The 12,409-nt window shown below is 68.9% G+C and carries 12 protein-coding genes and 1 pseudogene; 8 read left to right on the top strand and 5 right to left on the bottom strand.

The genetic code is table 11. The features are described from left to right. Positions 1–74: 74 nt before the first annotated feature. The gene (locus V9G19_RS03890; RefSeq protein ID WP_462284171.1) at positions 75–893 is read right to left on the bottom strand and encodes an acyl-CoA thioesterase; all 819 of its coding nucleotides are present in this window, start codon (positions 891–893) and stop codon (positions 75–77) included. Between the two features lie 72 nt (positions 894–965). On the opposite strand from V9G19_RS03890, the gene V9G19_RS03885 reads away from it, so the two are divergent. Continuing rightward, the gene (locus tag V9G19_RS03885) at positions 966–2,108 is read left to right on the top strand and encodes a TIGR04053 family radical SAM/SPASM domain-containing protein (protein ID WP_462284170.1); all 1,143 of its coding nucleotides are present in this window, start codon (positions 966–968) and stop codon (positions 2,106–2,108) included. 77 nt (positions 2,109–2,185) lie between these two features. Here V9G19_RS03885 and V9G19_RS03880 read toward each other — a convergent pair whose 3' ends face one another. From V9G19_RS03880 to V9G19_RS03865, 4 genes are all read right to left on the bottom strand, one after another. Beyond that, entirely contained in the window at positions 2,186–2,431 is a 246-nt protein-coding gene (locus V9G19_RS03880; RefSeq protein WP_462284169.1) for a hypothetical protein, read from the bottom strand. A 5-nt stretch (positions 2,432–2,436) separates the two neighbouring features. Then, positions 2,437–2,940: an HNH endonuclease gene (locus V9G19_RS03875; RefSeq protein ID WP_462284168.1), complete on the bottom strand. Its 504-nt coding sequence runs from the start codon at positions 2,938–2,940 to the stop codon at positions 2,437–2,439. Positions 2,941–3,097: 157 nt separating this feature from the next. Continuing rightward, positions 3,098–4,279 (bottom strand): cytochrome P450, encoded by a 1,182-nt coding sequence (locus tag V9G19_RS03870; RefSeq protein WP_462284167.1) that lies wholly within the window; start codon positions 4,277–4,279, stop codon positions 3,098–3,100. A 94-nt stretch (positions 4,280–4,373) separates the two neighbouring features. Continuing rightward, a complete protein-coding gene (locus tag V9G19_RS03865; RefSeq protein WP_462284166.1) occupies positions 4,374–5,558 on the bottom strand; it encodes an NAD(P)/FAD-dependent oxidoreductase in 1,185 nt (394 codons plus the stop codon). A 144-nt stretch (positions 5,559–5,702) separates the two neighbouring features. On the opposite strand from V9G19_RS03865, the gene V9G19_RS03860 reads away from it, so the two are divergent. From V9G19_RS03860 to V9G19_RS03830, 7 genes and pseudogenes are all read left to right on the top strand, one after another. After that, positions 5,703–5,885: a hypothetical protein gene (locus tag V9G19_RS03860; protein WP_462284165.1), complete on the top strand. Its 183-nt coding sequence runs from the start codon at positions 5,703–5,705 to the stop codon at positions 5,883–5,885. 16 nt (positions 5,886–5,901) lie between these two features. Next, positions 5,902–6,561 (top strand): GlxA family transcriptional regulator, encoded by a 660-nt coding sequence (locus V9G19_RS03855; protein ID WP_462284292.1) that lies wholly within the window; start codon positions 5,902–5,904, stop codon positions 6,559–6,561. Positions 6,562–6,819: 258 nt separating this feature from the next. Continuing rightward, complete coding sequence (locus tag V9G19_RS03850) at positions 6,820–8,613, top strand: IS1634 family transposase (RefSeq protein ID WP_462284164.1); 1,794 nt, start codon at positions 6,820–6,822, stop codon at positions 8,611–8,613. A 635-nt stretch (positions 8,614–9,248) separates the two neighbouring features. Further along, positions 9,249–10,469 (top strand): ATP-binding protein, encoded by a 1,221-nt coding sequence (locus tag V9G19_RS03845; RefSeq protein ID WP_462284163.1) that lies wholly within the window; start codon positions 9,249–9,251, stop codon positions 10,467–10,469. Positions 10,470–10,503: 34 nt separating this feature from the next. Next, complete coding sequence (locus V9G19_RS03840) at positions 10,504–10,995, top strand: type I restriction-modification system subunit M N-terminal domain-containing protein (RefSeq protein WP_462284162.1); 492 nt, start codon at positions 10,504–10,506, stop codon at positions 10,993–10,995. Next, positions 10,931–11,479: pseudogene (locus V9G19_RS03835) on the top strand (HsdM family class I SAM-dependent methyltransferase). Before V9G19_RS03840 ends, V9G19_RS03835 begins: the two are co-directional and overlap by 65 nt. Further along, complete coding sequence (locus V9G19_RS03830) at positions 11,476–12,408, top strand: HsdM family class I SAM-dependent methyltransferase (protein WP_462284161.1); 933 nt, start codon at positions 11,476–11,478, stop codon at positions 12,406–12,408. The pseudogene V9G19_RS03835 and the gene V9G19_RS03830 overlap by 4 nt, the downstream one beginning before the upstream one ends. Position 12,409 lies beyond the last annotated feature (1 nt).

The raw sequence follows: 12,409 nt of genomic DNA, 5'->3' as shown, positions 1-12,409 counted from the left end.
GGTGGCCTCAGACGCTTGGGCGCGCGGCCTCAGCGCGCGCGGCTTCAGCGCGCGCGGCTTCAGCGCGCGCGGCTTCAGCGCGGGCGACCGAAGAGCGTCTCCTGGGCCAAGGTGGCGACCAGGTGACCGTCCGCCGAGAAGACATGCCCGGCGTAAAGCCCGCGGCCCGACCCGGTGCGCTGCGGAATCAAGTCGTGCAGCAGCCAGGCGCCCGCGCGCACGGGCTCGTGGAACCACAGGGCGTGGTCCAGGCTGGATCCGCCGGATCCCTCGTCGTCGGCGTGCCGGACCAGGCCGGAGGAAATATCGGACACATAGGTGAGTGCGGCCGCATGCAGCAGGGGGTCGTCACCGAGTTCGGCGGTGCAGCGGGCCCAGAATCGTTCCGGCGGGTAGGCGCTGGGAGAGGCGCCCTCGGCGTGGGCAATTTCGAAGGAAAACAGCCGTGGCAGGTGATGCAGCGGCGCTCGCGGACCAGAGATGTCCGGCATCGACACATCCTGATGGACCGGGCCAGAACCCGTGGTGCTGAACGAGCAGGACATGTTCAAGATGACCTCGCCACGTTGGATCGCGATCACCCGGCGGGCCGAATAGGACCGGCCGTCGCGGTCGCGGAAGACCTGGAAGACCGTGGGCCGCAAGGCATCTCCGGGTCGAAGGAAGTAGCCGTGCAAGGAGTGCACCCGCCGGCTGGGGTCGACGGTCCGACCTGCCGCCACCAGGGACTGGGCAAGCACCTGCCCGCCATAGAGCGCGAACGGCTCGTCGAAGACGTAGGCAGCGCGGAAGAGATCCGCCTCGATCGGCTCCAGGTCGAGCATCCCCGCGAGGGCCTGGGGCCCTGCGGCCGCGATCTGCTCGAGCAAGGCGGCGCGCATCTCCTCGGTCATGCACCCATCCTGCCGCAGTGAGCAGCTGGCGTAACGTGGACGCCGGCACACAGCTACCAGGAAGACCCCCGCATGTCCCCGCACGCCTCCACCGACCGCAGCCCGATCGACTTCGGTGATCGCCCGATGCTCGTCTTCTGGGAGGTGACCCGGGCCTGCCAGCTCGCCTGCAAGCACTGTCGGGCGAGCGCACAACCCGGTGCGTTGCCGGGAGAGCTGACCCACGACGAGGGACTCGGGCTGATCGAGCAGGTCGCCGGATTCGGCCGCCCCTATCCGATTCTCGTCCTCACCGGCGGGGACTGCCTGCTGCGCCAAGACATTTGGGAGCTGGTCGAGGCATCCGTCGCGCGCGGCATACCCACTGCGTTATCCCCCTCGGTGACGCCGCAATTGACGCCGCCCACGATCCAGCGCATTGTCGACAGCGGGGTCAAGGCGGTGTCGATCAGCCTCGACGGCTGCCGGCCCGAGACGCACGACGGGGTGCGCGGCATACCGGGTCATTTTGCCGACACGATCCCGGCGATCCGCGCGCTGGCCGGCGCCGGCCTGACCGTGCAGATCAACACCACGGTCATGTCGGCCAACCGGGACGAGCTTGCCGACGTGGCGCGGCTCATCCGCGACGCGGGTGCCCACATCTGGGAGGTGTTCTTCCTGGTGCACGTCGGGCGCGGCGTCGCCGAGGGGGCGATCACGCCGGAGGAACACGAGGACGTCTGCCACTTCCTTTACGACGCAAGCCAATACGGGTTCATCGTGCGGACCGTCGAGGCACCGTTCTTCCGCCGGGTCGTTGCGTGGAGGCGCGAGGGTCGACCGGCTCCCGACGCGCCCGGCTATCGGCGGTTGAGTGCTCGCCTGGTCGAACTCCTCGGCGAGCCGACCGAGACGCTGCGTGCCCAGACGGCCCGCACGCGTGACGGCAAGGGCATCGTCTTTGTCGCGTATGACGGCACGGTCACCCCGGCCGGCTTCCTCCCGCTGCCGCTCGGGTCGATCCGGGAGCGTCCGCTCGCCGACATCTATCGGGGCGATCCGCTGCTGCGTCGGATCCGGGCGGCGGAGTTCACCGGCCGCTGCGGGGTGTGTGAGTATGCCGATCTGTGCGGCGGCTCTCGCGCCCGGGCGTATGCCGCTTCCGGCGACCCCCTGGCCGAAGACCCGGCGTGCGCCTACCAGCCGGCAATCACCCCGGCGCGGACGCAGTAGCCCCTGCGCCGAGGTCCAGCCGCCTGACCACGCACCTCACCGACTCTGCGGCCGCGGGCGTGGGCTGCGGTTCCGGTTCAGGCGGCGACGGGCTGGCCGAGCGAGCGCTCCAGCAGCCCGGCCAGCCAGGCGGCGTCGGGGTGGTGCACGGTGGCGCCGGCCTCGATCAGCCAGCTGACCCGCCGACCGGCGAGGTAGAGCCGGCCGACGTGCTCATACAGCCGTCCGGTGACCGTGTGCACGGTCCCCGACGGACCGGTCCACATGGCCGTGGCCGGCTGCTGGTGCAGGTAGTCGATCTCGGTGTTTTGCATGCGCGGCATCTTTCTCACCCCCAAGTCAGGTCATAAACCGTGGGGATGAACGGTTGCCAGAGCAATTTCATTCCCGCTTCCTCGGGCGTTTGGTCGCCCTTGCGCCAGTTGTCGTATTCGCAGGCGGCAACGGCGTTGTCCCAGGCAGTCGCGCCACCGCGGGAGCGGGGCAGGACGTGGTCCATCGTGGTCGCGTTCGGCTGCCCGCAGTAGGCGCACTGCCCGTGGTCGCGCTTGAGCACGCCCTCTCGGGTGTAGGTCGCGATCGGGTCGGCGATGACCGTGGTGACCTTGACGCCGTCGGCATAGCGCGCCTTGCCGGTCTTGCGACGGGCGTACTTCCACGCGGTCTTGACGTAGCGCGTCAGGATCAGCACCTTGGGCGCCAGGATCGGGCCGAACCGCTCGGGCCCTTCCTCGACGACCGCCGCCACGCCTCGCCACAGCATCGTCATGGCGTGCTTGACGCTCACCGAGTGCAGCGGTTCGTAGGTCGTGTTAAGCACGATGACGGTCATGGCGGGTCACCCCCTTGGTCGCCGGGCAGGCCGGATGTGCGGGCATTGTCGTCGGGTGGGATGGCGCGAGCCGTTGCCGCGCCGGCGGGCGGCATTGATTGTAGGTGCCGGACCCGCAGATCAACAGGGGGTTTATCGACCTGCCGGACCCCTCGCCCTACGCCACCGCGGTGATGGTGACCGGAAGCGAGTCCAGGCTGCGGGTCATATTGCTGATCTGGCGGGTGCCCTCGCCGACCTCGAAGGCCTCGACGCGGGTGATCAGGGCGGTCAACACGGCGTGCGCCTCGAGGCGGGCCAGGCCCTGCCCGGCGCACCCGTGGATGCCATATCCGAAACCGAGGTGGTCAACCGGGTTGCGGCGGACGTCGAAAGCATCCGGGTCGGCGTAGTGGCGCGGGTCGCGGTTACCCGCGGCATACAGGATCGCCACCTGCTCGCCGGCCGGAACGAGCGTGCCGTCGATCTCGGTGTCCTTCGTGACCAACCGGCCGAAGGCGTGCACCGGGGACTCGTAGCGCAACACCTCGTTGAACGTCGACGGCACGAGGCTGGGATCGGCGCGCAGGATCGCGAACTGCTCGGGGTTGCGGCCGAGGTGGTTGAGCGCGTTGCCGATCGAGGCGATCGTCGTGTCCATGCCGGCCGCGACATACTGGTGGATGATGTGGCCGCAGGCCTCCTGCGGGATGACCCCGCGCTCGGCGGCGGCAAAGATCGCCCGGCCCATGCTTCCCTCGGTCAGGTCGCCGGCGGTGACGGTGGTCGCCCACCCGAACAGTTCCCCGGCGATCGGGAAGTTCTCGATCGTGCGCGGGTTCATCGGGCCGAGGACGTTGAACGCCGCGTCGCCCCAGCGCAGGACGTTGTCGCGGGCGGTGCCCTGGATGCCGATCATGTCCGCGACCACCTCGAGGGGGAAGGCCCGGGCCAGCTCGGCGATGCCGTCGAACGAGCCCTTCTCGACGAGCGCGGCCACCACCGCGTCGGCCTTGGCGTCGATCTGCGCCTTCATCGTGCGCAGCGCACGGGGCGAGAGGTTCTCGGTCAGCGCCGCGCGCAGGGCGGCGTGGTCCGGCGGGTCGGTGGCCAGGCTGGTGCCGCGCAAGGCGTTGTTCATGTCGTCGTTCCAGGCGACCTTGGTCGACGAGAACACCTCCGGGGCGCCGAGCGCGTCGCGGATGACGTCATACCGGGTCAGCGCCCAGGCCTTGTTGACGGGCAGGTGGACGACGGATGCGATGTCTCGCAGCTGCGCGAAATAGGGATCGCGGTCGGAGAGGACCTCGTCGGAGAATAGGTCCAGCTCGGCCGTCGCCGGGGACGTTGTCGTTGTCATGGAACACACCTCATCGTGAAGATCATTGTCGGATAAGTGACTTCGTATGCCGCTCGGCCGGCTCGGGTGGAGCCGCCCGGGCGCGTGCTGCTCGTCAGGCCGGGGCCGGCTGGGCCTGGGCGAGCCGGCGCAGGCGCGGGATCGGGTAGCGGAAGTTGAGCGCGGCCGCAGTGCCGGCGTCGGGCCGCGCCCAGCGCAACAGGGCCGAACGGGTCTGCGGATCGCCGTCGACGACTTCGGGTCTGCCGTCTGGCGGGAGTTCGCCCGCGGCGCGCAGGTGGAGGCCGAACTGTTCGGTCCAGAAGTACGGCCGGAAATCCAGGGCGGGTGCCTCGTCGCCCCGCACGAGGGCGGGCCCGGCGACCTTGGCCTGGTCGATCGCGCTGGTCCACAACGGAACCCGCCGGGGCCCGATCGCCGTCGGGAAGGTCGCGATGTCGCCGGCAGCGACGATGTCGGGGCGGGCGCGGTCGTCGGCGATGACCCGGCCGCGCGAGTCCACGATGAGCTGACCCCCGGTGAGCAGGTGACTGCCTTCGAGCCACTCCAGGTTGGGCAGATCGCCGATCGCGCTGACCAGGACGTCGGCCGCGACGATCGTCCCGTCGTGCAGGACGACCTCCGGGCCGGTGCTGCCGCGCCGCGCGCCGGCGCACCCCTCGGTGCGGACGACGACACCGTGCTCTCGGGCGGCGCCGACGAGCAGATCGGCGAGGTAGGTGCCGAGGTGGCGGTGCAGCGGTGTTCCATTGGCGACGAGCGTGACGGGGCAGCCGGCTGCGATGGCACCGGAGGCGATCTCCATACCCAACGGTCCACCGCCGACGACGACCACGGACGGGCGGTCGTGGAGGCGCCGGCGCACGCGGATCATGTCGTCCAGGCTGCGCAGCGTGAGTTCCCCGGATTCCTCGGCGGCGGACTCGCGCTCGGCCGGGGCCGGGAGCAGGTGTCGAGCGCGCGAACCGCTGGCGATGACCAGGCCGTCGTAGGGCACGTCGTCGCCGTCGCCGTCGCCGAGCCGGAGCACCCGGCGGCCGGTGTCGACGTGCTCGACGCGAATGCCGAGCATCTCGGTGGCGCCGTGGGTTGACTCGGGAAGACGCAGCACGGCCGGGTCGTCGTCGAGCAGGGCCGCCTTGGACAGTGCCGGTCGCGTGTAGGGGGCGTGGGCCTCGTCGCCGATGATCGTCAGCTCGCCGTCGAAACCGGCGTCGCGCACGCTCTCGGCCGCGGTGAGCCCCGCGATCCCGTTGCCTACGACCACGATCCGCTTCATGACGGTGGCCTGCTCAGGCCAGTCGAAGCGCGGCGACCGGGCAGACCCGGACCGCGGCGCGGGCGGCGTCGAGGTGGTCGTCGACCGTCTCGATGTCGAGGATCAGGGGAGGCGCGCTCGACGGCGGGCGAGCCGCTGTATGAGGTGCTCACCGCGACGCTCACGCCCGGCCCGGTGATCGCCCAGGCCGACTTCACCCTCGAGGTCGGCCACGGCCCGGAGGTGCTGGCCACGGCGGTCACGGTCATCGTCCCCGCCTCCGAGGACGACTACCGGCCCGAGACCCAGGGTCGGCTCAGCGACGCCCTGTCGGCCGCGCTCGCCTGATCCGCCGGGCACCCGCATCGCCTCTATCTGCACCGGCGCCTTCGTCCTCGCCGCCGCCGGGCTGCTCGACGGTCGCCCCGCGACGACCCACCGGAAGAACTCCCCCGACTTCGCCCGACTCTTCCCCGAGGTGCACCTCGACCCGCACGTCCTCTTCACCGAGTCCGACGGCATCCTCACCTCGGCGGGGGTCGCCTCCGGTCTCGACCTGTGCATCCACATGATCCGCGCCGACCACGGGGCGGCCGTCGCCAACGACGTGGCCCGCGGCACGGTCATCCCGCCGAACCGCGAGGGCGGCCAGGCCCAGTACATCCAGCGTCCGGTCCCGGACAATTCGATGTCGGTCGTGAGCCGCGCCCGAATCTGGGCCCTGGCCAACCTCGACCGCCCGATCACCCTCGACGCGCTGGCCCGAGCCTGTGCGGTGAGCCGACGCACCTTCACTCGACGCTTCCGCGAGGAGACCGGCATCTCCCCGATGCAGTGGCTCCTCGAGCAGCGCGTCCAGCGGGCCTGCGAACTGCTCGAGACCACCGACCGGTCCGTCGATCGGATCGCAGGCGACGCAGGCTTCGGCACCGGGGCGGCGATGCGGATGCACTTCCGTCAGAGTGTCGGCGTGACACCTCAGGCCTACCGGATGACCTTCCGCGGCCAGGCGCAGCCGGCCTGACGAGCGCGCCGGCGTCCCCCACCCGACGGCGGGACGGTATGCCGTGTGGTCACCACGCGGCATACCCTCCCGTCGCGCCTGTGGTCACGCATCGCCCTCCCCGGCAACGAGATCCGCCGCGCACAGGTCTAGCCCGAAGTTGCGAGTGGTTTGAGGGCTGATCCCCGTTTTGACCTGCAGTGATGCGGCTTCTAACCCCTCGGTGTGTCGTCACTAAAGTGGATCGATCGATCCGGCACGGTGTGATATTTTGGCGGTATGGCGAAACGTGGTGGAGCGGTTCATGTGACCACGCACCGTCGTCACTATGTTGGTAAGGACGGGGTGGCCCGGGACTACGAGACCCACCTGTTGCGGCGTTCCTGGCGGGAGAACGGCAAGGTACGCAACGAGACGGTCGCGAACCTCTCCCACCTGCCGGCCGAGCTGATCGAGGTGATCCGGGCCCGCCTGGCCGGGCAGGCGTTCATCCCGGCCGACCAGGCCGCCACCATCACCCGCTCCCTGCCGCACGGGCATGTGGCCGCGGTGTGGGCCCAAGCCCGGGCCCTGGGCCTACCCGGGCTACTCGGGCCGCCCGGGCGGGCCCGGGACCTGGCGATGGGGCTGATCATCGCCCGAGTGCTGGCACCCGGCTCGAAGCTGGCGACCATCTCCTGGTGGGCCGACACCACCCTGGGCGTCGACCTCGACCTGGCCGGTGCCTCCACCGACGAGGTCTACGCGGCGATGGACTGGCTACTCGGGCGCCAGGACGCGATCGAGAAGCAGCTGGCCCGGCGCCACCTGGCCGCCGACGCCAACCCCGCCCGGATGGCGCTGTTCGACCTATCGTCCTCGTGGATGGAAGGCAGCCACTGCCCACTGGCCCGGCGCGGCTACTCCCGCGACGGGAAGAAGAACCGCACCCAGATCGAGTACGGGCTGCTGACCGACCCGGCCGGTCGCCCGGTCGCGATCCGGGTCTTCCCCGGCAACACCGCCGACCCCACCGCGTTCATCGAGGCCGTCACCCTGGTGCGGGACACCTTCAAACTCACCGAGATGGTCATGGTCGGCGACCGCGGCATGATCACCACCGCCCGGATCACCGCGATCCGCCACACCAACACCGACCCGGCCACCCGAGCCGACCTCGGCTGGATCACCGCGCTCCGCGCCCCCGCGATCAAAACCCTTGCCGCCGAGGGCGGCCCGCTTCAACCAACCCTGTTCGATGAACACAACCTGGCCGAAATCAGCCACCCCGACTACCCCGGGGAACGGCTGATCGCCTGCCGCAACCCGTTCCTGGCCACCGAACGCGCCCGCAAACGCGAGGACCTGCTCACCGCCACCGAAACCGCCCTGGCCCCCACCCAGCGAGCAGTGGCCGAGGGCCGGCTAGCCGGCGCCGACACGATCGGCCTGCGGGTCGGCAAACTCCTCAACAAATACCGGATGGCCAAACACTTCGACCTGACCATCACCGACACCACCGTGGTGATCACCCGCAAAACCAGCCAGATCGCCGCCGAAGCCGCCCTCGACGGCATCTACGTGCTACGCACCCCAACGCCCGCCGAGACCCTCACCCCCGCCAGCATCGTCCAGGCCTACAAAAACCTCGCCCACGTCGAACGCGACTTCCGCAGCATCAAAGCCACCGACCTCGACCTGCGCCCGATCTACCACCGCCTCGAAGACCGCGTCCGCGCCCACGTCCTGATTGTGATGCTCGCCGCCTACCTGACCTGGCACCTACGCGCCACCCTAGCCCCCCTGACCTACACCGACGAACACCCGCCAACACCCGCCGACCCGGTCGCCCCCGCCCACCGCTCCCCGGCCGCGGACCGCAAAGCCTCCCGACACACCGACGACCACGACCAGCCCGTGCGGTCCTTCCCGGCCCTGCTCAAACACCTCGCCACCCTGACCCGCAACGACCTGCGCTACGGCACCGACCACACCACACCCCTCGTGCCCACCCTGGCCGAACCCACCCCCACCCAACGCCACACCTTCGCCCTCCTAAACGCCCCCATCCCCCTAACCATCAACGGCAAGTAGACAGAACCACCAACACCCAAACCAGCGAACCCCCTGCCCAGCAGGGGGTTCGCCACGTCAACCAGCCGTAACTTCGGTCTAGCCGTCCGGTGAGGTTGGAGACGCACGACCCACCGACCGACACCGACCCGTCGTCACTGATCGTGACCGCAATGCGCCCCTCGCGCCCGACCCGGCTGCCCTGTGCCACGAGACAACTCGTGCCGGGTGCGACCTGGCCGAGGTCGCGACGGTAGACCGCGACGCTGCCGGTTTCCGCTGCCGCACACCGGATCCTCGGGGACCCCACTGGACGGCGCGAAGGTTCGCACTCGATCGCCGGGTCGCCGCAGGCATGCCGTCCGTAGACGATGACGCCGGTCACCCCCAGCCGGCGCTCGAGGAGGACAGGTGTCCGGGGGCACATCGCAGGTCTCGGCCGCGGCCTCACGCAGGTCGACGATCCGGCGGAGGGACCGTCGCCGAGGGTGAGGTCGTGGATGTCCTCGAGCCCCGGCAGGTCAAGAACCTCCCCAAGAGTGAGGTCCTGCGACGTGCTCGGTGGCCTCGGCCAGGCTGGTGACTGTGGGTCTTATCGACGTTAGATCATTTTTGCCATCCCAGATAAGCCATCATAAAGCCACTAAGATGCGGGTGTGGACCCGGTCACCAACCCCTACACGCCGAACGCGGGCGCTGAGCCTCAAGCGCTCATCGGCCGCGATGACCAGCTGGCGAGCTTCGAGCTTCTCCTGCGGCGCATCGACCGGGGGATGACCGAGCAGTCGATGATCGTGAGCGGCCTGCGCGGCGTCGGCAAGACGGTCTTGCTCGGCCGATTTCGAACCAAGGCTCTTGAGTCGGGCTGGGCCGTCATCGAGCTCGAGGTCTCCAAGCACGACGATGACCAGTTCCGACGTGACATCTCGGCCCGACTGCGGACGGCCCTCTTCCAGCTGTCGCCCAAGGCGAAGTGGAACGAACGGATGCGCCACGCCGCTGCCGTCCTCAAGGCATTTGCCATCCACCTTGATCCTGTGGGTGGCGTCAGCGCGGGCATCGACGTCGAGGCGGCCGAGGGCCTGGCCGACCACGGGGACCTGGGCCTTGACCTCACCGACGTGCTCGTGGCGATCGGCGAAGCAGCTAAGGCTGACTGCCGCGGGGTGGTGCTTCTGTTCGACGAGATCCAGTTCCTCTCCTCGCGTCAGCTGGAGTCGGTGATCCAGGCGCTCCACAAGCTGGTCCAACGAAAACTGCCAGTCACCCTCGTCGGGGCCGGCCTTCCCCAGATTGCCGAGCTCGCCGGGGATGCCAAGTCGTATGCCGAACGGCTGTTCAAGTTCCCGAGCATCGGCGACCTGGACGACCACGATGCACGGGCAGCGCTCGCGGAGCCCGCGAAGGCGGAGGGAGCGGCTTACTCCGATGAGGCGCTCGATCGCGCCGTCGCGATCACCGGTGGCTACCCATACTTTATTCAGGAGCTCGGGTATGCCGCGTGGGGTCTGGCGGCCGGACCCACCATCACGCGCGAGGACATTGAGGACACCATTCCCGTCTACGAGTCGAAGCTCGACTCGTCGTTCTTCCGGGTCCGGCTCGATCGAGCGACCGAACTCCAGCGCGCGTACCTGCGCGCGATGGCCGAGCTCGGCCCGGGCCCGCAGAAGGCCGCGGATGTGGCGGCTCTCCTTGGCCGCACGTCACCGCAAGTCGCCCCTGTGCGCGCAGAACTGATCAACATGGGGTTGCTCTACACGCCAGAGCACGGTTATGCCGCGTTCACGGTGCCACACTTCGACCTCTTCATGAAGCGAGCCATGCCCAGACTGGATGTTCCCGAACCGCGCAGCCGGAAGAAGGATGCGTCATGACTCCCGTCGGGTTCCAGGACAAGGTCGCCTTCGTGTGAAGGTCGCGGACAAGTTGCGCGGCACCTTCAAACAGCACGAGTACGGCTCGGTCATGCTGCCGCTACTCGTCCTGCGCCGGATGGACGCCGTGCTCGCCCCGACGAAACAGGCGGTCCTCGAGGCGGCGGCCGGGATGAAGGACATCGGCGAGGGTCAGGCCGCGCTGCTGAAGAAGAAGGCCGGCCACCGGTTCTACAACACCTCGCCGCTGACGTTCGCCAGCCTGCTGGGGGACGACAAGAACCTCGCGGACAACCTGCGCACCTACATCCGAAAGCTCTCCCCTGAGGCGTATGCCGTGATGGAGGCCTACGACTTCGACCCCAAAGCTCGAGCGCCTCGACCGGGCCGGGATCCTGTATGCCGTCGTCGCGGACTTCGCCGACCTCGACCTGCGCCCGACTGTGGTCAGCAACGAGGCGATGGGCTACATCTTCGAGGAGCTGCTGCGGAAGTTCTCCGAGATGAGCAACGAGACCGCCGGTGAGCACTACACGCCACGCGAGGTCATCAGCCTCATGGTCAACCTGCTCGTCTCCGGCGAGACCGCCAAGGAGCTGACCGAGAACCCCAAGCCGGTGCGCACGGTCTACGATCCGGCAGCCGGCACTGGCGGGATGCTGATGACAGCGCTGCACCACATCAAGGACCTCAACCCGGCCGCGATCGTCAACGTCTTCGGCTAGGAACTCAACGACGAGACGTGGGCCATCGCTCAGTCCGACCTGATGATGCAGGACACCGCCCCGGAGCGGATGCGCAACGGCAACAGCCTCACCGCCGACGCCTTCCCGACCGAGAAGTTCGACTACATCCTCGCGAACCCGCCCTACGGCGTGGACTGGAAGGCGTATGCCGCGCCCATCAAGGACGAGCACGCCAAGCAGGGCTTCCACGCCGCTTCGGCGCCGGCCTGCCGCGGGTATCGGACGGCTCGTTCCTCTTCCTGCAGCACATGCTGTCGCACATGAAGCCGACCGGGTCCCGGGTCGGGATCGTCCTGTCCGGGTCGCCGCTGTTCTCCGGGCAGGCAGGGTCCGGGGAGTCGGAGATCCGCGGCTGGATCCTCGAGAACGACTGGCTCGAAGGGATCGTCGCCCTGCCGGACCAGATGTTCTACAACACCGGCATCTCCACGTACGTCTGGATCCTCACCAACGACAAGGCGACCGAGGACCGCGGCACCGTCAAACTCATCGATGCCCGCGAGCACGGCACGAAGATGCGGAAGTCGTTGGGCGACAAGCGCAAAGAACTCACCCCTGCCGCGATCGACGAGATCGCACAGCTATACGGCGGAGCGCGCGATGAGTACGCCGCGGACGCCCGCGTCAAGGTGCTCACCAATGAGACCTTCGGCTTCCAGCGGATCACGGTCGAGCGGCCGATGCGCCGCCGATGGGAAGTCACCGCCGAGGTCGTCGCTGATGAGCCGTATGCCGCGTATGCCGCCTTGGTCGGTCAGCGGTTCGAGACCGAGAAGGCGCTGCTGTCCGAGGTGCCCGAGCTGTCCACGGCGCAGAAGAGGACGTTCGCGAAGGCGTGCGCCGTCGCCGACTCCGAAGCGCCGATCGTCAAAGGACGCGGTGGGAAGGTCGAGCCCGACCCCGACCTGCGCGACCAGGAGAACGTGCCCCTGCCCGCCGGCTGGCTCGCGCTGGATGAGACCGCGCGTGAACGGGCACTCATCGAGACGGCAGAAGCGCACTTGGATAACGAGATTCGGCCCTACGTGCCGGATGCGTGGATCGACCACACGAAGACCAAGGTTGGCTTCGAGATCCCCTTCACCCGCCAGTTCTACGTCTACACGCCACCGCGGCCCGTCGAGGAGATCGCCCAAGAGATCAAGGACCTCGAGGCCCAGATCCAGCAGTGGATTAACGGACTCGGCCTATGAG

Origin of the sequence: Nostocoides sp., from assembly GCF_037045025.1 — a bacterium.
Lineage (GTDB): Bacteria > Actinomycetota > Actinomycetes > Actinomycetales > Dermatophilaceae > Nostocoides_A.
This window is presented reverse-complemented; position numbering and strand designations above follow the sequence as displayed.

Coding starts and splice junctions, on each gene's coding strand:
- V9G19_RS03890 (WP_462284171.1), bottom strand. CDS start 893: ATGACCGAGGAGATGCGCGCCGCCTTGCTCGAGCAGATCGCGGCCGCA.
- V9G19_RS03885 (WP_462284170.1), top strand. CDS start 966: ATGTCCCCGCACGCCTCCACCGACCGCAGCCCGATCGACTTCGGTGAT.
- V9G19_RS03880 (WP_462284169.1), bottom strand. CDS start 2,431: ATGCCGCGCATGCAAAACACCGAGATCGACTACCTGCACCAGCAGCCG.
- V9G19_RS03875 (WP_462284168.1), bottom strand. CDS start 2,940: ATGACCGTCATCGTGCTTAACACGACCTACGAACCGCTGCACTCGGTG.
- V9G19_RS03870 (WP_462284167.1), bottom strand. CDS start 4,279: ATGACAACGACAACGTCCCCGGCGACGGCCGAGCTGGACCTATTCTCC.
- V9G19_RS03865 (WP_462284166.1), bottom strand. CDS start 5,558: ATGAAGCGGATCGTGGTCGTAGGCAACGGGATCGCGGGGCTCACCGCG.
- V9G19_RS03850 (WP_462284164.1), top strand. CDS start 6,820: ATGGCGAAACGTGGTGGAGCGGTTCATGTGACCACGCACCGTCGTCAC.
- V9G19_RS03830 (WP_462284161.1), top strand. CDS start 11,476: ATGAAGCCGACCGGGTCCCGGGTCGGGATCGTCCTGTCCGGGTCGCCG.